We start from the raw sequence: 17687 nt of genomic DNA, 5'->3' as shown, positions 1-17687 counted from the left end.
GGTTCATAACACCTTAGAAGGCACAATGAAAAGCGCAGCGAGTTATGAACTTGTTGCGCTTTTTTCTATTTCGTACTTAATTAAGGAGCGATTAAATCATGTTTGAAGCTTTTATGGATTCTCACTACGTTCGTAGTTTTCAGGCTGTCTTTCCTGAAGGAATATTACTCACACTAGGAATTACATTAGCTGGTTTATTTTTCGGATTTATCATTGGTGCCATCGTTGGACTCGGGCGTTTATCTAAGAAGAAATGGGTGAACATACCTGCTCTGTGGTTTGTAGAGATTGTACGAGGAACTCCGATGCTCGCACAGATTCTCTTTATCTACTCAGGTCTAACAGAAGATATTATTGGCTTTAACATTGCCGCGCTGCCTACTGCAATTATTGCAATCGCCATAAATGCCGGTGCATATATTGCTGAGATCGTTCGTGGTACGGTACACTCAATTGATAAAGGGCAACGTGAAGCTGGACGAGCACTAGGATTAAGTGAACGTGAAACGATGCGCCATATTGTATGGCCTCAGGCTTTTAAACGAATGATTCCGCCTCTTGGAAACCAGTTCGTAATTAGTCTGAAAGATACCTCTTTATTTTCCGTTATTGCCATAGGGGAGCTTCTATACCTTGGTAAGCAGTACTACAACATAACGTATACACCTTTCCAAACGTTAATAGTAGTTTGCCTCTTATACCTATGCATTACAATACCTGCCTCATTTTACTTAAGAAGATTAGAAAGGAAGCTGGACGTATAAATGATTACCGTAAAAGATCTCCACAAATCATTTGGTAAAACAGAAGTCTTAAAAGGAATAGATGCGAAAGTAGAAGAAAGTGAAGTGGTCTGTGTCATAGGCCCATCTGGCTCTGGTAAGAGTACATTCTTAAGGTGTTTGAATCTTTTAGAAGAGGTCACATCAGGAGAAATCGTCATCGATGGTGACGTCCTAACAGATCCAAAAGTAGATATTAATGCCGTTCGCTCCCAGGTCGGAATGGTGTTTCAGCACTTCAATTTATTTCCTCATAAAACCGTATTAGAGAACATTACATTGGCCCCCATTAAAGTAAAGGGGTTGTCTCAAAGCGAAGCGGACAAAACAGGACACTCTCTCCTTGAAAAGGTTGGTCTTGGAGACAAAGCGGATGTGTATCCTGAGAGCTTATCAGGCGGGCAGAAGCAGCGTGTCGCCATCGCTCGTTCTCTCGCCATGAATCCAAAAGTTATGCTCTTTGACGAACCGACATCTGCTCTTGACCCAGAGCTAGTCGGGGATGTTCTCCAGGTAATGAAAGACCTGGCTGTTGAAGGTATGACAATGGTCGTTGTGACACACGAGATGGGCTTCGCCCGAGAAGTCGGTGACCGCGTGCTCTTTATGGATGAAGGCATTATTATGGAAAACGGATCGCCTTCTCAAATCTTCGATGACCCACAGAACTCCAGAACACAATCCTTCTTAAGCAAAATTTTATAGCATGTAAAAAGCCTAAATCTTTGTCGATTTAGGCTTTTACTTTTTGCGATATAAAATTAGCTCATCATCTGTTCTACGACTCGCACGGCTTTCCCTTCTGAGCGAGGGATGGAGTTCGGTTTATTCACACGAACGTCTACTGAGACAAGGCAATTATTCTTCATAATCGTTCGGATTTGTTTGGATAAGGTATCACATTTCTCATGCTTCAGATCCCCATCAATACTTCCATAAAACGCCTCATCCACTTCTACCTGTAGTTCAACTTGCATCAGGCTCCCCTTTCGCATTAAATGGAGCTGATAATGAGGCACAATTCCTTTTACTTGCAATAGGAAATGTTCGATCTCAGACGGGAATACATTTACGCCACGGATGATTAACATATCATCAATCCGTCCTTTTACTCTCGACATGCGTGCTGTCGTCCGACCACATGCGCAAGGCTCATGGGTAATTGATGCGATATCGCCTGTCCGGTAACGGATAACAGGGAAGGCCTCTTTCGTTAAACTTGTAAAGACCAACTCTCCGTCTTCTCCATCCGGAACAGGTTGCATTGTTTCCGGATCAATAACTTCTACTAAGAAATGGTCCTCTGCAATATGAAGCCCTTCCTGTGCTTCGTGACATTCCATAGCTATCCCAGGACCTAACACTTCACTCAGTCCATAAATATCACAAGCTTTGATATCGAATTTCTCTTCAAGGGTACGCCTCATCTCCTCAGACCACGGTTCAGCTCCGAATATGCCGTACTTAATGGACGTGGCACGAGGGTCTTTCCCCATTAGTTCCATACGCTCTGCAATATTTAACATATAAGAAGGTGTGCCGCAGATGACGGTTGGTTTAAAGTCCTCAATCAAAGTGATTTGTCTTTCGGTATTCCCTCCAGATACAGGTACCGTGGCCATGCCCAGCTCTTCACTTCCGAAATGAAGACCCAGTCCCCCAGTGAACAATCCATAGCCATACGCATTATGAAGGATTTCCCCTTTCTTTCCTCCCGCTAAGGAGATCGCACGCGCTACAAGATCCGACCACATCTGAACATCGTTCTTTGTGTACCCCACAACGGTAGGCTTTCCGCTTGTCCCAGAGGAAGCATGCAAACGCACAATTTCACTTTGGTCGACTGCGAATAACCCAAATGGATAGTGGGCGCGAAGATCTTTTTTCTGTAAAAACGGTAGCTTTTGAACATCCTCAAGAGTTTGAATATCACTCGGCTTTAGGCCTAATGCCTCAAACTTTTCACGATAAAAAGGCACATTCTCATACACTCGTTCTACGGTTTTCTTCAATCCAGCAAGCTGAACGTGTTCCCTATCATTTTTTGAAGCGCTTTCATTTTTGTGCAAAATCATAGATCTTCCCCCATTTTCGTTTAGAATCCCAAAACCCGGCAGACAGAATGAATCGTATTGCACTTAAATTCCGAATAATTTTTTTTCGTTACATCATTTACTTACTAACTTATCTTGAAAGAAAAGGAAAGTCAATAAGTAATCAGAAAATTAAATCTTTTATACCGTCCAATCTTCCCTTTTTCTCGGTGATCTGTGAGATAATACCCCTATAAAAAATAAAGAGGTGGTACGATGAAGAAAATTTTTTACGGAGAACAAAAGGATCAATACGGAGAACTTCGAATCCCTGAGGGAGAAGGTCCTCACCCTGTTGCCGTTGTTATTCACGGAGGATTCTGGAGAGAACCCTTTACACTAGAACTCATGACAGACGCAGCAGAAGATTTAACCGCTCACGGTTACGCCACTTGGAATATTGAGTACCGCCGAGTTGGACAAGATGATGGAGCCTGGCCCAACACCCTCCTGGACGTTGGAAGGGCTCATGATTACGTTAAAAACCTTGCACAAGACTATAATCTGGATATAGACAAAACGATCACTATTGGCCATTCAGCTGGTGGTCATTTAGCTATGTGGCTCGCTGGACGCCATAAGATTCCTGCGACTAGTGAACTTTACTGCGAGAATCCTCACCCTGTTGCAGGAGCCATTAGCCTTGCTGGAGTTGTAGATCCTGAAACAATGTATACTGTCCATCATTTCAGAGACGCGTCCATGGGATCAGAACCCAACAACCCGGTGGCCGACTTATTAAAAGGAAAACCAGAAGAAGTACGGGAGCGTCTGCAAGCAGCTTCACCTCTTGAACTACTTCCTATTGAGGTTCCACATGTGCTTATTCACGGATCATTGGATATCCATGTCCCTATTGGAATCAGCTCTCGTTACCAGCGACACGCTGAAGAACTCGCTGAGTTTGTGAAGTTTGTGGAGCTGACAGAAGCTGAACATTTTATGCTGACAGACACCAAAACAGAAGCTTGGGAAGCTGTCCTTGAAGAAGTCGATTTACTTCTAAAAAGCATATAAGACTCCTCTTCTATAATATACAAACACCATCTCGCGCCCAGTGAATAAGATAAGAGCGTTCACTAAAGGAGGCGTTGATATGGATAAATTATTTAAGGCACGATTAAAAGGGAAAAATGAAGTTCCACCTGTCGAAACCCATGCATCTGGAATTGCAAAATTTGCTTCAAACAAGCATGACACGAAAATTAAATTCGTTTTAAAAATAGAAGATATCGAAAATTTTGTTCAAGCCCACATCCATTTTGGTAACAGAGAGCAGAACGGCCCCGTAGTTGCGTTCTTATTCGGCGCAGACCTTGAAACACTTCCAAATCAAAATGGAATATCGACTCAAAAAGGCGTGGTAACAGGTATCCTAAAGGATGAAGACATTGTGAAAAATGACGTCGGAATTCACTCTATTGCCGATCTTCTCGACTGCATGAAAAAAGAATTAACATACGTAAACGTTCACACCGAACAGAACCTCTCGGGTGAAATAAGAGGGCAAATCGTTCCCCTTCAAGAGGGTCGATAATTCATAGAAAAACCACGTAATGCGCTTTTCTAGATGTCAGGCCTTTGATTCTAGACATGACGGGCTTCTTTTTAGTCGTCCGGCTCAGGATTCTAGACGTCAATGACTCCTTTCTCGACGTCAGGCTCAATATTCTAGACGTCCCTGGCTGCTTTCTCGACGTCAGGCTCAATATTCTAGTCGTCCCTGACTCCTTTCTCGACGTCAGGCTCAATATTCTAGACGTCCCTGGCTGCTTTCTCGACGTCAGACTCAAAAATCTAGACATCACTGACTCTTTTCTCGACGTCAGGCTCAACATTCCAGACATCCCTGACTCCTTTCTCGACGTCAGGCTCAATATTCTAGTCGTCCCTGGCTGCTTTCTCGACGTCAGGCTTAATATTCTAGTCGCCGCTGATTCTTTTCTCGATGTCAGGCTCAATATTCTAGTCGTCGCCGATTCTTTTCTCGACGTCAGACCCGGAATTCTAGACACACAAACGAAAAAAGCCTGCTACTCCACATAGAGCTGCAGGCTTTTCTATTTAGGAATACCACTTATGCCACATGTTGTCGTTTCTTCCTCTTACGAAGCAATCGACTCGTTTTCTTTCCCAGGATACCGCGCCCGGACTTGAACGGACGCCACCTTGAGGAGAGCCAAGGTCCTTCCAATCACTCCACTTTGTCGCTTTCCATGTCTTCTTCCACAAGCTATTATTGTCTCCGCGGACGAAGACATCCAGTCGGTTCGATGACCAGGAGGACGCTGCCGGAGCATTTTCAAACCCTCCACGCGGGGCACCAAGATTTTCCCACTCGCTCCAAGCGGCCCCGTTCCACCACTTATGCCACAGTTTGTCGTTACGACCACGTACGAAACAGTCAATTCGATTGGGTCCCCATGATACAGCACCTGGAGCATCACGTAATCCACCTTGCGGAGAGCCAAGATCTTCCCATTGACTCCAAGTGGCGCCATCCCACCATTTGTGCCACATATTATTATCCTCACCTTGAATAAAGCAATCCAGGCGTCCCGACTGCCAGGAAGCTACTGCCGGTGCGCCTTTCATCCCTCTAGGAGGGGCGCCAAGGTCTTCCCAACCTCTCCACTGTGAACCATCCCACCACTTATGCCACATGCGGTCATTTCTACCACGTACGAAACAGTCAATTCGATTGGCACCCCATGATACAGCCGCCGGATAACTTCTTAGCCCGCCTCGTGGGGCGCCGAGATTCTCCCATTCCCTCCAGCGCGAACCATCCCACCATTTGTGCCACATGGCGTTATCCTCGCCCCGCACGAAGCAGTCCAAACGATTAGGCTGCCAGGAAGCCACAGCAGGTGCGCCCTTCATTCCTCTTGGCGGGGAACCTAAGTCTTCCCATGACTTCCAGCTGGCCCGATAAGCAGGTTCTGTATACGGCTCTACAGGAGGCTGGTACCCATAGGTTGTTGAAGGTTCATAATAAGGTTGTTGATAGGGCACATTCCCTCCCTGCCATCCTTGTCGTAATTGGTTATCATAAGGAGCTTGAATTTGATAAGGATCATAATACCCATTCGAATTCCACATTGATGTTCCTCCTATCCAGGCTATTCTTTACACTTTATGCCCAGGTCAGGAGGTTTAGAGGTCGTCCACTTGAAAAAAAGTCTTATCATCCCTCTTTTTCAAAGTCCGGGAATTTGTTATGACGAACCAAATCGTAAATCACCCTTCCATTACTCGGCTGTCCATCTGGATAATAAACAGGAAGAAAGTCAAATAAGACAAAATAAAACGCATAGAAAATAAACTGCGTCCAGAACGATTCCATGGGAATGCCATCGACTGCTAAAAGAGCGTTAACTCCAATCGCAACAATGATGTTACTCATAATAGGGGCTGAATAAATCACAATGTGCGCCCATTTCTTATCGAATTTCAAAGAATCATAGCTACACCAGCTGTACATAAAGTAATAACGACGAACTTCAAAAACCCCTAGCTGAAAGACTTTCGGACCGCAGCCAACTGTCACTTTCGAACTGCTCGCCCCTAATAAATAACTAGCAATTAAATAACCTCCTTCCCGAATGATTGATACAACGGGCAAAATAATAAATGCTGATAGGATCAGTTTAATGGCTCCTGCAATTCCAAACATGTTCTATTACTCCTTTTCTTTCTTTACAATTTATCCACAAAAAAAAGCCGAAAAGACGTCACATGACGTCTTTTCGGCTTATGTCTAGCTCTATTGTCTAGCCCATTTCCACCTACATCGGTTTATTCTTTTGAATGATTAACGTTATAAAACTCTGATCCAATTGAAAGTCCCAATCTACAAAGGTATCCATGATGTGAACATCCAAAATGGATTCATAGAGTCTCCGATCGAGCATATCTTTCTCTAACCTTCGTTTACTTAAACGCAGCGGCTGCTCATAACCAGAACGAATTAATTCTCTCTCAATATCTACTAGAATTCCTTTTCGTTGAATAACGAGCGTTCGATCATTTAAATAGAGAGAATTGGTCTCTTCCGGTTCTTTTTCTACTTGTGCGCTTACACGATTAATTTCTTTATGCAGCTTATCTTTTGCCGGATATTCGGCAAACGATTCATCTTTGTTCGTTTTATCTTCTGACAGGACGCCGAGGATCACTCCTGTCCGATTTTCTAATGACCAGTCATAATATAGGTTCTCTACATGCAGGTCAGCTACCACGGTTATGGTGGCTTTTAATTCATGCAACACCTGCTTCATTAAGAGATCTCGTGTCTCTTCGACCTTCTGATCGTGCCCTTGAGTACGAAGCACTCGTTCTGTTGGGGTGAGGAAATCCCGAAGATAAAATGTAATAAACGGATGCTTAATGGAAACATAGACCGAAGCCGGCCCTTTGCCATAATGCTCTCGTAAAAGCTTTCCGGTATAACTCGCTAACTCAGCTTGCATAGACTTCTCTTCCATCTCTCTCAACCCTTTTCTCTTGCAGTTTCTATTATTCTTCGATATACCACTTGAGAAAATAAGCTAAACAAAAGATTGCCGAAGCTGCATGTGAGTTGAATTGGAGCGTTCAAAAAAGCCAAAGAAGGCTGACCTTCGATGGCTTCGGTAGACAGTACTTGTGGTTTTCTATTATTGGAGAAAAGTTTATTCATTTCTCCCACAGCTATTATAACGCTGTTTCCATTATTTTTAAATAATAATGTTAAAACTTGGTGAAACAAAGTTATTTATATATTCATGCTCCATTTAGGAAGCTTGAATATAATACATTTTATGGGGTTGGGAACGCTATGTTTGATGAGAGGTTGGGGTGTCTGGGGAACGACTCGCTTTCCACGGGCCCCACACGAGGTGGGGTCGTTCGACGTTGTCACAGGACGTGACGGTTTTAGTCGAACTTCCGCTTCCTTATATGTTCCTCCTCAATCGCTACGCTCATTCCGGGGTCTCGTCTACCTCTCTCTCCCGTAGGAGTCTCCCCGTTCCCCAGACACCCCTGACTATAGTTTTACGAGCGTCCCCACAGCTGTAGGCATACCTTGAAAATCACCAGTTATTCAACCTTTTACTCAAGCGAAAGTAAAAAGAGTATTCTCCCCCTCTAGATCTAACTTAAACATGCGAGGTTTTGGATGGGCGTTTTTTTAATGGCTTTAGTGCTTTTATGGACATTGGAGCTGGTTGTTTTTTCTGATTTAAGTAGACGTAGACGGCTCCGACAAAGAAACCACCTCCGATGATGTTGCCAAGGGTGACAGGGATTAGGTTATGGATGAATCCTCCCATGCTCACGAGTGCTGTGTGAGGGGATGAGAGGGCTAGTGAGAATAAGGCGATGTTGGCAATGCTGTGTTCATAGCCTGAAATGAAAAAGGTGAACACGAGAAGCATCATCAAGAGAATCTTTGAGATATCTTCTTTGACTTGCATTGGAAGCCATACGGCTAAACACACAAGCCAGTTTGCTAAGATGGCGCGGAAGAATAGTTGAGAAGTCGGGACGTTCATTTTCTTCTCGGCAGCTGCAATGAGCAAGGATTCGTCTGGCAGAATTGTTTGAAGTAAGCCTGTCATGTAGATCATTCCGGTAAAGAATAGGATGCCGACCACATTTCCGGCATAACAGTAGCCCCACACCTTTAGCGTATCCACCCAGGTGGTTTCTTTCTTTAATGAAGACACCGTCATATACATCGTATTGGATGTAAAGAGTTCTGAACCGCCATAAATAATTAAGCAAAAGGCAATCCCGAAGAACAAAGCGTTTATCAAATAGGTTGAAGGTGCATGCTGTTCATAGAACGGTTGGGCCAATTGAAAAGATAGAATAAGTGCAAATCCAATATATATGCCTGCGAGCGCCGCCCTTATTAAATAATGACTCGGGCTCACCTCCACCATTTCTTTCTTCCCTAATGCTTTTTCTATAAGTAGGTCAATCGTTTTCTCCTCCATGTTAACCACCACCTCAATTAACTTGTGAACTATTTCACATATAATCATATGCTTGTTTCCTCTAATCAGCAACTGTTCTCACGATTTTGTCATATATAGAATTTGATAGCGCTTCCGATTCTGATATATATTGACATTTCCTATAGATATGGTTCCTCTTACTAAAAAAACCTCCCATACGTGTGTATGAGAGGTTCCGTATACGTTCATTACTTCTCCAGTTTCGCAGAACCAAAGCCTAGTAAACATCCTAAGATGGCTCCACCTAGTACCTCAACAGGTTGGTGGCCGAGAAGTTCTTTTAATTCTTTCTCACGTTCTACAAATTCAAAGCTAGGAAAGTCACCAGCTAAAGAGGCAAAACTATCTTCTAATTCATTAACAAGGCGTGCAATTTCACCAGTGTGGCGGCGAATGCCTTGTGCATCATACATGACAATTGCTCCGAAGACGGTTGCTAGAGCTGTTTCGGTGTGACGTGTTCCTTTATGAGAAGCTAAGTATGTGGCGAGCGCACACACGCCGGCAGAGTGTGAGCTTGGCATCCCGCCTGTTGTGGCAACCTGCGTTACATCCCATTTTCCTGAAAGCTTCTTATGGGTCAGGATCTTAAGTGCCTGTGCGATTCCAATGGATGAGATCGCGGTCAGAATTCCTCGGTTCATTTTCTTCATCGTTTCTTCCTCCAATCAATCATCTCATCTTCAGTATGGACTTATTTAATTCCATTACCCGATATTGAATGATTTAAGCGGAGAAATAGGCATCTATTCACACAACGGCTATAATCCTTTAAAAGATCACCCTGCCAACCCAGGCCCCATACCCTGTTTCCCACAAGTACAGGACAACCACCATAATACAGAACCAGGCTATTCTCCATACTTTCTCGTTTCGAACAAATTGAATGAAATAAAATACGCCCCAAAGCAAAAATGAGAACACGAGCGCGACCATTGCCGCAACATCTATACCACCTTCACCTATCCCAAACGCAAATAAAACGAGAAGATTGAAACAAAGAAGCACCAGTAAAACCAGTATATTATAGATATGAAAAGCTCTTTTATTCAAAGCTTACCCTCCTCTAAAAAGTTCCCTCACCATTAGGGAATTGGATAAACGGATAAACTGGCCACAAAATATAAGAATAAAATAACGTAGCAAGCACCGTTCAACAGAATTCCAAAGACAGAATAAGAGAATTTCTTTCTCAACCTAATCAGCCCAATTAATCCAAAAACGATCCCAATACCAGGTAATGGCATGAACAAAGCACCCGGAAGAATCATACGATCCGTTAGCACCAAAGCGTTCAGAAACACTAAGAAGATAAGGGCTAGGATGATGGATACCATCCCAAAGCGCGTTTCATTAGAAGAGCCTTTTTTCAATCGTAATTCCATAAGCGCACCTCCCCGACTTTCATATGCTGAATTTCCTTTTTGTCACGTAAAGACAGCAATTCTTCTACAGGTCCTGTCACGACACCGCCATAGATTGTAACGCCGTTCTTGTCTAGGTAATCATTCCGTTCTTTAAGGTCAAGCCACTTGGTCCTGGCTATATCTGTTGCCTGTTCTTCATACTGTTCTAACTCCCTCATAACCCGGAGGAATTGCTCCTTGTTCGAGCTGCCATTATCATCGATTCCTTCACGGGGGGACCATACCCGCTCGTTTGAATCCGTTGGATAACCAATTGGCGTTAGATAGCCGCCTTCTGTGCTTTTACCACTTGCCTCAAGACCTGTGTTAACAGCAAACCACTGCCATTCACTTCGCATGGACCCAAGTAGGTTCAATACTTCTCCTTCCTCATAAAGCTGATCAAAGGATACATATACTTCAGCTACCGTGCCATCAGGCAATGCTTCTAAGCGCTCCCAATCAGAATTGGGTGCAGGGTCATCAGGATGATAAAGCTTTTTCTCTTCTGGATGGGGGATATCAAGTGGTGGATCCCCAATCACATACTCCCGGTCCGGATAATCAGGATAATCCACCTTATCGAGCTCATAAAGCACATCCCAATCTCCAATCCGAACCTTCTCCCCGCCTATTTGTTTGTAGAGATCAAGGGAAAACGTAAGGTTAAAGAATCTGGCGCGAACGTCCAGACGATCGTCATCAATGGTGACATTCGGTTCTGTCAGATAAATGGTTTTCGTTGTGAGATCAACAAGCTTTCCTGCTTTCCCGACATAATACATCTTACTGCCTAATTCAAGAACTGGGATAATGAGGAGTAAAACCGTCAGTACAGTCGCAATCAGGGAAAAGCGCTGGTAGAACCATCCCTTCCGGATGACTTCCTGACTATTAATAAAAGGCTCTTCTTTCTCTTCTGACTGCTCCTCAAGAAATGATTGATACACATCAAACTTATCCAAATCTTGCTCCATTTCGTCTTCTTCCTCTTTCGATAATTCCCCTTCCTGATAGCGCCGTAGACGCTCTTTAAAATCATCCGTCATCTTCCTCCCACCTTTCATGAATCCACTTCTTTATCTTCGTCCGTCCGCGGAACAGATGACTCTTACATGTATTTTCTTTGATCGATAAGACTTGTGAAGCTTCCTTAATCGACAATTCATTCACATCCACCAACAGAATCGCTTGTCTCTGATTGTCTGGCAGCTCTTGTAACAACTCGTAGAAGACCTCCTGCTTCGAGCGATCTACCGCTTGATCTTCCGTTGTTACGGAATCAGCCAAAGTCCTGAAATCGCTTGGGTCTTTTGGATGGATCCGCTTCGTTTTCCGGTGATTGTCTACAAAGACTCTGTAAGCGATCGTAAACAGCCAAGGCTTCACCCGCATTGGCGGGTTCGCTCCAAGAGATTGAAAAGCCTTGATAAACGTATCTTGCGTGACATCTTCTGCAAGGTAAGGGTCGCCACACATCGATAAGATATATCGGTACACATCTTTTACATATTGTTCATAGTACTCCTCTATCTCCATGGCTCCCCTCCCTTCTGACCTAACCACGTATTTCATTTGGAAAAAGTTGCAGGTTATTCAACTTTTTATTCTCATTCGCTCCATAGTCAAAAGACCTCGGTTGCTAAGGGAAAACCTTAGCAACCGAGGTCCGTTCCGTGTTGTAGTTAGGCCGTGTCTGTTCTTCTCCACGTCATCACCATGATGAGGACAAAGAACGGGGAAAGCAAAAGAGCAGGACTATAGGTGAACAACAGATAGAATAGGACAGGAATCGCTCCACTTACGAGCGCACCTCTCACGCCATCTGATCGTTCCTTCACACAGTTCCCAGCATAAACCGAGGTAACAAACAAAAGTCCAATCACTACGATATGAATCATGGCCCCAATACTCATTCCGCCCAATCCCTTTCCTTATGTATTCGTAAAACGTTATCAGCCTTCTGTAATATTATTCCTTTAAATCCCATTATAACGAATTCTCCTTCTTTTGATAACGGAAAGCTTCTGTATAAACCACTGTCAGAGAAAACATACTAAAGCTGAACAAAAGGAGGGAATCAACCATGGCAAAGAAAACAAAGAAGCATGACGCAGAACAAAAGCATAAAAAAGGATTTGAACCGAAGAAAATGGATGTAGAATTCGGGCAGGAAGTGGCGGGCGAATTCGGAAGTGCTGCAGCGAATAAAGCACACAAAGAATCAGCTAAACGCGCACGCAAATCAAAGAATCCAGAACAAAATTAATCCCATAAAAAAAGGGCTTCCTCATTACAGGAAGCCCTAACTTCGTTTACGTAAAATCCCATTATCAATACAAATCTCCGCATTAAACTCTTTATAGCCAATCTCGTCAAATTGGATCGTAATGGCATCTCCACCATACTCTTTAATCACACCAGCACCAAATTTCTGATGCTCCACTGACTTTCCGACCTCAATTTCATCCCAGCCAAGTAAGCTCTCATCTGATAAATCAGGGGCTGGCTTTTTCCGTCTTGTCACAGCTCTCTTCTCATCAGGGAACTTGGCAATACGCCTTACATTTGTGACGAACTGGGACTCTGACACACGTTCTTGCCCTTTATAGCCATAGGTTAACAGCTCCAAATGCGTTCTGGCACGGGTCATCCCTACATAGAAGAGACGCACCGCTTCCTCCATCGGCCCATATTCCTTCTTACGGTACTGGTCCATATCATCTTTAGAAGGTACCACTCCGTTAATCAAGTCGATCATATACACTTTGTCATACTCAAGCCCTTTTGCACTATGGAACGTTGTCAGCGTAAGCGAACACGTCTGTTTATTATATTTAGATGTCTGGACCAACTGCTCAAGTTCTTTCAAACGGTCAGCGAATCCTTTTAAAGAACCCAGACCTTCTGCAATCTCCTCAAGCGTATCTAGAACCGTAAATAGATGTTCCCCGTTAAAGCCAAACTTCTCTACCATCTTCTGAATCGCTTTATCGTATCCGAGTCTGTCACGAATAACACGGATCGCTCTGGCTGGTTCCATCTTGTTCATTTCAGCGAATAGCTTCTTCGCCTGGGTCACGTTTTTCTTCTGATAAGAAGGAAGCTCTGTTTCAAGAAGGAGATCAAATACGGATTCCTGACTTTGTCGATTCTTAAGAAACGCGATCTGCCTCTTGGTGATATACGCATTAAACTTCGTATGAATTCTTTCTAGAATATCCGCCCGGCGATCATTGTACGTAAGCCTCATGAAGTTCAGAATGTCCTCAACAATCCAGTGCTTGAAGAACTTCGCATCAATATCTTTCATGTAGAAGTCGATCCCAGCTTTACTGAGCTTATCAGCAAGGGGCACAGCAGAGGCGTTATTTCTATACAGAACAGCGACCTCTTCTTCTGGGCTGCTCTTTTTCACCTGCTCCGTTACATACTTCAGCTGGTCCTCATAGCTACGCATTGCTTTAATCGCAATCGGGTTAGCTGAAGGGTTCTCTGTGAACATTTCTTTGTGAAATCGGTTCTGATTCCGCTTAATAAACTGATTAGAGACTTCAACAATCTCAACAGATGACCGATAATTCTGTGACATCGTCAAGACCGTAGCATCAGGATACGTCTTCTCAAATTGAAGAAGCTTCGTCACATCAGACCCCCGCCACATGAAGATCGACTGGTCATCGTCGGCTACGACACATAAGTTATCTTGAGGCTTAGCAAGCAGTTCAACAATCTCATGCTGAACGACGGAATTATCCTGACTCTCATCCGTTAAGATATACTCAAACTGTTGCTGATATCGATTTAGAATCTCAGGGTCATCCAACAAACTCTGATGACAATAGGTGAGCATATCGTCAAAGTCGAGCAACAGGGAGTGGGTATACTCCTTCTTAAACCGCTCATACGATTCGTAAATAGAAGCTGCATTCTTCACGTTCGCTTTCACTTTATAAAGCTCTTTCCCGGTAAGCATGCGATTCTTCACAAAACTAATATAGGTCATCAGCTCGTCCATCTCATCATCAGAGATTTGTGTCCCGTTCTCATCTTCAAAGAGCTTCTTCAGGATAAATTTCTTATGGAGCGGCACATGTTGACCGTCAAATCCTTTCTTCCACTCGCCCTCATTAATCTGTCCTTCGATTAGCTGAAAGTCTTGCCCTTCTTTCCTTAAAGCCTCCCGGACCACCTTGAAAGCGAAGCTGTGAATGGTGGAGAAATGAACTTTATCATTCGTTAATTCAGAGAAAAACTCATCAAAACGCTCTGACATATCCTGAGCCGATTGCTTACTAAACGTAATCGCCATAATGCGATCCGGCCTAACTTTCTTCTCTAGTAACAAGTACCCGATCTTCATATTAAGAGTTGTTGTCTTCCCTGACCCTGGCGAAGCTAACAGCAGCAGAGGGCCATCCGTATGCACGACAGCCTCTTGTTGCACCTCATTCAATCGAACTCCTGTTGCCTCTTCCATTCTTGTAAAGAAATCCATTAAAGCCTCTCCCTTTCATTTCATGTGAAAAAACGAAAAGAAAAATAGATGGAAGAAGGCACAGCACCCCTCTTCCATCTATTCCTCTCACGCGACTACTTCGGCCTATGTCCTACTCGTATTATATCTTCTATTTCTATGAGATTCTACCTCTTTTAAGGGAGTAAGCTATGTTAAAATATACTATTATAAGCACAACCACGTAGGAGTGAACGACCGATGGATAAGAAGGATATCGCCGGAATTCGCCGGCAGCTGAAAGTCGATAATGACCTATTAAAGATCCAGAACATCTTTAACGTCTATATTATGAGGGAAACAACTGAGATCTATCACCACCAGAGCCAGCCCTTTGAACTGCTAGAGCGAGAACAGCAGGAATTATTTATGAACAACTTCAAGAAATTGCTCACAGGACAGCTTGATGAGAAATTATTTGAACTTAAGTTTCAAAGAGAGGCCGAAAACCATGCGCAGCTCATCCTACATAAAGGCCTCTTAACCAATAATGTTCAGGACTGGATGCAGGAAATGCTCTATATGACAGAGAAAATGATCGCAGAACGCCCCTATGAACATGATGTCGTCATTACGTTCGTCCGGGCAGAATATCTGAAACCGACACGCAGAGGCGGTGGAGAATCGGAAGAAAGCGATCGTGATACCGTCTACTCTCATCCCTTCATTCTCTGTAGCGTAAATAAAACACAAGACCCTAAGAAAGAATATCAATTTGACTATGTGCAGAAAGAATTTAAGTACAACATCGAAGTCGACCCTGTGGTTGATCTGAATACCCCAATGGGAGGTTTCCTCTTCCCTACGTTCACGAATCACACAGCTGATGTGAACCATATTCTTTATGCTTCTGGAAAAGCTCATGAGCCGGATCTTCATTTCGTAGAAGAAGTGTTAAACGGAGAAGAGCCGATGACAGCGATGGAAGATAAGGCGGTCTTTGAGGAAGTCATTCGTGATGTTGTTGGGGACCAAATGAATCCCTCTACGCTTGGAAACGTCTACCGGGAGGTTAACCAGGTTGTTGAAGATCACGAGGAGGGGGATGAGCCTCCGAAGCTCGATTACAAAGACGTTGAACGGGTCCTCACAATGAGCGGTGTCGAACAAGAGAAAATTGATTCTGAGAAGATTAAAGAATCCTTTAAGAAGTACACAGAAAACGATAACTATGAATTAAAAGCAAGCAGTATTGTACCGAAATACAAATCAAAATCCATTAAAATCAATACAAAGCTCGCCAATATTTCAATCAGTCCTCAAGACTTAGAGCACGTCAAACAAGTCAACTTCGACGGAAGACGTTATCTAATGATTGAGCTAGAAGAAGACGCAGAGATCGAAGGCTTTAAGATGTTACCAGAAGCCTTTGGCGGAGCTTCAAAAGCAGAAGTTAATGAAGAGGGAGACAGTTAAACTGTCTCCCTCTTTTCCTTGATCAAACGTTTGATCAATTTAGGATTCGTAAGGAATTCCTTCATCCTCACACCATCTCTTAGCGACTTTGAGAAATTGAGTTTCGCGGTAAGCAACCCAATCTTCCTCAAGGCCCAGATCCCCGACCATATCTTTAAAGCGACGGAAAGCTCCTCGTCCACGGATGGCGCGGAGTAACTTGTTTCCTTTCTCTTCATCCTCTACCGATTGAGCAAAGGATTCCATCACCCTGTACTCGTCCAGGTCACGAGGTGTGGGCAATTCTACGAAGCGGCCATCCTCATCAGCTACAAACAAGTCAGCCCATTTGCGGTTTTCTTGCTGCCAATCAGGTAAATGATCAACTGGTTTTTCATCTTTTGCATCACGAATCTCATCATGTGTAATCTTGACCAATTGACCTGTCTCTTTGTCTAGATAGATATTTACATCGCCATCATTTATTTCTGCGTTTTCTGCAATGGTTTGAAGGTTCACTTTCATCAGTCTCATTCCTTCCTTACTATTTCTTGATCCTATCCTGAAAACTTGTAAGATTCGCAACCACGCACGTTGGTTTTCACTTTAAAGAGCCCGCCTGCATGTGGATATTTCTGAAGGTCTTCTTCACTCATGTCTTTCCTGGCAGTAGTGATAAACAGTTCATTCATGTTCTCTCCGCCGAAGACACAGCACGTTACATTGAGAGCAGGAACCTGGATTTCATCTACTTTTTCACCTGTCGCAGGGTTCCATCTGGACACTTTAGCTCCGCCAAAGTGCGCAATCCAAAGCATCCCTTCTTCATCGATCGTCATTCCATCTGGAGCACCCTCTTCCTGCTCAAATGAAAGTACTGAATCAGGATTCTGGATTTCACCTGTTGCCATTTCATACTGATACCGTACCACCTGATTGTCGAATGTATCAATGTAATACATGTACGTGTGATCCGGTGACCACGCTATTCCATTTGAAATGCCTACCCCAGTGACTTTCTCCTTAACAGAACGGTTCTCATCGAGGCAATAGAGAGTCCCGCTCCTCTTTTCCTCTTCTTTGTCCATTGTTCCTGCCCAAAATCTCCCCGCCGGGTCACACTTGCCATCATTGAAACGGTTATGAGGTAAATGTTCCTCAGGATTACAAATAAACTCGAACGTCTCACCAGCTCCATTATAAGCGTAAAATCCATTCTCAAGAGCAAGCACGGCTCCCCCATTTTCCCTTGGGGCAATAGCTCCAGGAACCTGTCCAACATCAATGGTTTTGTTCTCAGTAGTGTTAGGTTGATAAAAGTGGATTTGTTCCCCCAAGATATCAACCCAGTAAAGCACTTTCTTCTCACGATCCCAACTGGGTCCTTCCCCTAATAACGATTTCGAATCTACGATGAGTTCGACGTGCATCCCTATTCCTCCTCGGTGAGGCTTTTTGTCTTATTTTATACCCTTTCCACCAAGTATGTA

General features: G+C 43.7%; 21 protein-coding genes. 7 read left to right on the top strand and 14 right to left on the bottom strand.

Annotated features, from left to right (window positions below; all coding sequences use genetic code 11):
• The first annotated feature begins 98 nt into the window (after positions 1-98).
• On the top strand, positions 99-764 hold the full coding sequence (locus tag QNI29_RS02370; RefSeq protein WP_231419189.1) for an amino acid ABC transporter permease: 666 nt from the start codon (positions 99-101) through the stop codon (positions 762-764).
• The gene (locus tag QNI29_RS02365) at positions 765-1487 is read left to right on the top strand and encodes an amino acid ABC transporter ATP-binding protein (RefSeq protein WP_231419188.1); all 723 of its coding nucleotides are present in this window, start codon (positions 765-767) and stop codon (positions 1485-1487) included.
• Between the two features lie 56 nt (positions 1488-1543).
• Here the strand turns inward: QNI29_RS02365 and QNI29_RS02360 are convergent, their stop codons facing one another.
• Positions 1544-2857 carry a phenylacetate--CoA ligase family protein gene (locus tag QNI29_RS02360; protein ID WP_231419186.1) on the bottom strand — a complete coding sequence of 438 codons (1314 nt, stop codon included), beginning with the start codon at positions 2855-2857 and terminating at the stop codon, positions 1544-1546.
• 234 nt (positions 2858-3091) lie between these two features.
• On the opposite strand from QNI29_RS02360, the gene QNI29_RS02355 reads away from it, so the two are divergent.
• From QNI29_RS02355 to QNI29_RS02345, 3 genes are all read left to right on the top strand, one after another.
• Positions 3092-3892 (top strand): alpha/beta hydrolase family protein, encoded by an 801-nt coding sequence (locus tag QNI29_RS02355; protein ID WP_231419185.1) that lies wholly within the window; start codon positions 3092-3094, stop codon positions 3890-3892.
• Positions 3893-3971: 79 nt separating this feature from the next.
• Positions 3972-4412, top strand: a complete 441-nt coding sequence (locus QNI29_RS02350; RefSeq protein ID WP_231419184.1) for a CHRD domain-containing protein — start codon at positions 3972-3974, stop codon at positions 4410-4412.
• Between the two features lie 44 nt (positions 4413-4456).
• A complete protein-coding gene (locus QNI29_RS02345; protein WP_231419183.1) occupies positions 4457-4921 on the top strand; it encodes a hypothetical protein in 465 nt (154 codons plus the stop codon).
• Positions 4922-4939: 18 nt separating this feature from the next.
• Here QNI29_RS02345 and QNI29_RS02340 read toward each other — a convergent pair whose 3' ends face one another.
• The 10 genes from QNI29_RS02340 to QNI29_RS02295 form a co-directional block, all read right to left on the bottom strand.
• Positions 4940-5977 (bottom strand): PLL family lectin, encoded by a 1038-nt coding sequence (locus QNI29_RS02340; protein ID WP_231419182.1) that lies wholly within the window; start codon positions 5975-5977, stop codon positions 4940-4942.
• A gap of 85 nt (positions 5978-6062) precedes the next feature.
• Positions 6063-6551: a hypothetical protein gene (locus QNI29_RS02335; protein WP_231419180.1), complete on the bottom strand. Its 489-nt coding sequence runs from the start codon at positions 6549-6551 to the stop codon at positions 6063-6065.
• A 112-nt stretch (positions 6552-6663) separates the two neighbouring features.
• Positions 6664-7362: a Na-translocating system protein MpsC family protein gene (locus tag QNI29_RS02330; RefSeq protein WP_231419179.1), complete on the bottom strand. Its 699-nt coding sequence runs from the start codon at positions 7360-7362 to the stop codon at positions 6664-6666.
• 654 nt (positions 7363-8016) lie between these two features.
• Positions 8017-8859 carry a formate/nitrite transporter family protein gene (locus QNI29_RS02325; RefSeq protein ID WP_231419177.1) on the bottom strand — a complete coding sequence of 281 codons (843 nt, stop codon included), beginning with the start codon at positions 8857-8859 and terminating at the stop codon, positions 8017-8019.
• 209 nt (positions 8860-9068) lie between these two features.
• Positions 9069-9533 carry a divergent PAP2 family protein gene (locus tag QNI29_RS02320; protein WP_231419176.1) on the bottom strand — a complete coding sequence of 155 codons (465 nt, stop codon included), beginning with the start codon at positions 9531-9533 and terminating at the stop codon, positions 9069-9071.
• A 118-nt stretch (positions 9534-9651) separates the two neighbouring features.
• Positions 9652-9933 (bottom strand): hypothetical protein, encoded by a 282-nt coding sequence (locus QNI29_RS02315; protein ID WP_231419175.1) that lies wholly within the window; start codon positions 9931-9933, stop codon positions 9652-9654.
• A 32-nt stretch (positions 9934-9965) separates the two neighbouring features.
• Positions 9966-10265: a hypothetical protein gene (locus tag QNI29_RS02310; protein WP_231419172.1), complete on the bottom strand. Its 300-nt coding sequence runs from the start codon at positions 10263-10265 to the stop codon at positions 9966-9968.
• Positions 10250-11335 carry an anti-sigma factor gene (locus tag QNI29_RS02305; protein WP_231419170.1) on the bottom strand — a complete coding sequence of 362 codons (1086 nt, stop codon included), beginning with the start codon at positions 11333-11335 and terminating at the stop codon, positions 10250-10252. The genes QNI29_RS02310 and QNI29_RS02305 overlap by 16 nt, the downstream gene beginning before the upstream one ends.
• Positions 11325-11825, bottom strand: a complete 501-nt coding sequence (locus tag QNI29_RS02300) for an RNA polymerase sigma factor (RefSeq protein ID WP_231419168.1) — start codon at positions 11823-11825, stop codon at positions 11325-11327. Before QNI29_RS02300 ends, QNI29_RS02305 begins: the two co-directional genes overlap by 11 nt.
• A 146-nt stretch (positions 11826-11971) precedes the next feature.
• Positions 11972-12202, bottom strand: a complete 231-nt coding sequence (locus QNI29_RS02295; protein ID WP_284526730.1) for a hypothetical protein — start codon at positions 12200-12202, stop codon at positions 11972-11974.
• Positions 12203-12372: 170 nt separating this feature from the next.
• Between QNI29_RS02295 and QNI29_RS02290 the strand changes: the two genes are divergently transcribed.
• Positions 12373-12555 (top strand): hypothetical protein, encoded by a 183-nt coding sequence (locus QNI29_RS02290; protein WP_231419165.1) that lies wholly within the window; start codon positions 12373-12375, stop codon positions 12553-12555.
• Positions 12556-12591: 36 nt separating this feature from the next.
• On the opposite strand, the gene QNI29_RS02285 is transcribed toward QNI29_RS02290, so the two are convergent.
• Positions 12592-14784 (bottom strand): ATP-dependent helicase, encoded by a 2193-nt coding sequence (locus QNI29_RS02285; RefSeq protein ID WP_231419164.1) that lies wholly within the window; start codon positions 14782-14784, stop codon positions 12592-12594.
• Between the two features lie 219 nt (positions 14785-15003).
• Here QNI29_RS02285 and QNI29_RS02280 point away from each other — a divergent pair, with 219 nt between their 5' ends.
• The gene (locus QNI29_RS02280; protein WP_231419163.1) at positions 15004-16218 is read left to right on the top strand and encodes a DUF4317 domain-containing protein; all 1215 of its coding nucleotides are present in this window, start codon (positions 15004-15006) and stop codon (positions 16216-16218) included.
• Positions 16219-16257: 39 nt separating this feature from the next.
• Here the strand turns inward: QNI29_RS02280 and QNI29_RS02275 are convergent, their stop codons facing one another.
• Together QNI29_RS02275 and QNI29_RS02270 are read right to left on the bottom strand one after the other, a co-directional pair.
• Complete coding sequence (locus QNI29_RS02275; RefSeq protein WP_231419162.1) at positions 16258-16722, bottom strand: UPF0158 family protein; 465 nt, start codon at positions 16720-16722, stop codon at positions 16258-16260.
• A 32-nt stretch (positions 16723-16754) separates the two neighbouring features.
• A complete protein-coding gene (locus tag QNI29_RS02270) occupies positions 16755-17633 on the bottom strand; it encodes an SMP-30/gluconolactonase/LRE family protein (RefSeq protein WP_231419370.1) in 879 nt (292 codons plus the stop codon).
• Between the last annotated feature and the right edge of the window lie 54 nt (positions 17634-17687).

The sequence above is a fragment of the Pontibacillus chungwhensis genome, assembly GCF_030166655.1.
Taxonomy (GTDB): Bacteria; Bacillota; Bacilli; order Bacillales; family BH030062; genus Pontibacillus.
This window is presented reverse-complemented; position numbering and strand designations above follow the sequence as displayed.

What these genes read in the sequence shown, in the direction of transcription:
- QNI29_RS02320 (WP_231419176.1), bottom strand. Translation starts at nt 9,533, where the DNA reads ATGAAGAAAATGAACCGAGGAATTCTGACCGCGATCTCATCCATTGGA.
- QNI29_RS02330 (WP_231419179.1), bottom strand. Translation starts at nt 7,362, where the DNA reads ATGGAAGAGAAGTCTATGCAAGCTGAGTTAGCGAGTTATACCGGAAAG.
- QNI29_RS02325 (WP_231419177.1), bottom strand. Translation starts at nt 8,859, where the DNA reads ATGGAGGAGAAAACGATTGACCTACTTATAGAAAAAGCATTAGGGAAG.
- QNI29_RS02285 (WP_231419164.1), bottom strand. Translation starts at nt 14,784, where the DNA reads ATGGATTTCTTTACAAGAATGGAAGAGGCAACAGGAGTTCGATTGAAT.
- QNI29_RS02295 (WP_284526730.1), bottom strand. Translation starts at nt 12,202, where the DNA reads ATGAGTATTGGGGCCATGATTCATATCGTAGTGATTGGACTTTTGTTT.
- QNI29_RS02365 (WP_231419188.1), top strand. Translation starts at nt 765, where the DNA reads ATGATTACCGTAAAAGATCTCCACAAATCATTTGGTAAAACAGAAGTC.
- QNI29_RS02310 (WP_231419172.1), bottom strand. Translation starts at nt 10,265, where the DNA reads ATGGAATTACGATTGAAAAAAGGCTCTTCTAATGAAACGCGCTTTGGG.
- QNI29_RS02275 (WP_231419162.1), bottom strand. Translation starts at nt 16,722, where the DNA reads ATGAAAGTGAACCTTCAAACCATTGCAGAAAACGCAGAAATAAATGAT.
- QNI29_RS02335 (WP_231419180.1), bottom strand. Translation starts at nt 6,551, where the DNA reads ATGTTTGGAATTGCAGGAGCCATTAAACTGATCCTATCAGCATTTATT.
- QNI29_RS02300 (WP_231419168.1), bottom strand. Translation starts at nt 11,825, where the DNA reads ATGGAGATAGAGGAGTACTATGAACAATATGTAAAAGATGTGTACCGA.
- QNI29_RS02350 (WP_231419184.1), top strand. Translation starts at nt 3,972, where the DNA reads ATGGATAAATTATTTAAGGCACGATTAAAAGGGAAAAATGAAGTTCCA.
- QNI29_RS02290 (WP_231419165.1), top strand. Translation starts at nt 12,373, where the DNA reads ATGGCAAAGAAAACAAAGAAGCATGACGCAGAACAAAAGCATAAAAAA.
- QNI29_RS02280 (WP_231419163.1), top strand. Translation starts at nt 15,004, where the DNA reads ATGGATAAGAAGGATATCGCCGGAATTCGCCGGCAGCTGAAAGTCGAT.
- QNI29_RS02305 (WP_231419170.1), bottom strand. Translation starts at nt 11,335, where the DNA reads ATGACGGATGATTTTAAAGAGCGTCTACGGCGCTATCAGGAAGGGGAA.
- QNI29_RS02360 (WP_231419186.1), bottom strand. Translation starts at nt 2,857, where the DNA reads ATGATTTTGCACAAAAATGAAAGCGCTTCAAAAAATGATAGGGAACAC.
- QNI29_RS02355 (WP_231419185.1), top strand. Translation starts at nt 3,092, where the DNA reads ATGAAGAAAATTTTTTACGGAGAACAAAAGGATCAATACGGAGAACTT.
- QNI29_RS02340 (WP_231419182.1), bottom strand. Translation starts at nt 5,977, where the DNA reads ATGTGGAATTCGAATGGGTATTATGATCCTTATCAAATTCAAGCTCCT.
- QNI29_RS02370 (WP_231419189.1), top strand. Translation starts at nt 99, where the DNA reads ATGTTTGAAGCTTTTATGGATTCTCACTACGTTCGTAGTTTTCAGGCT.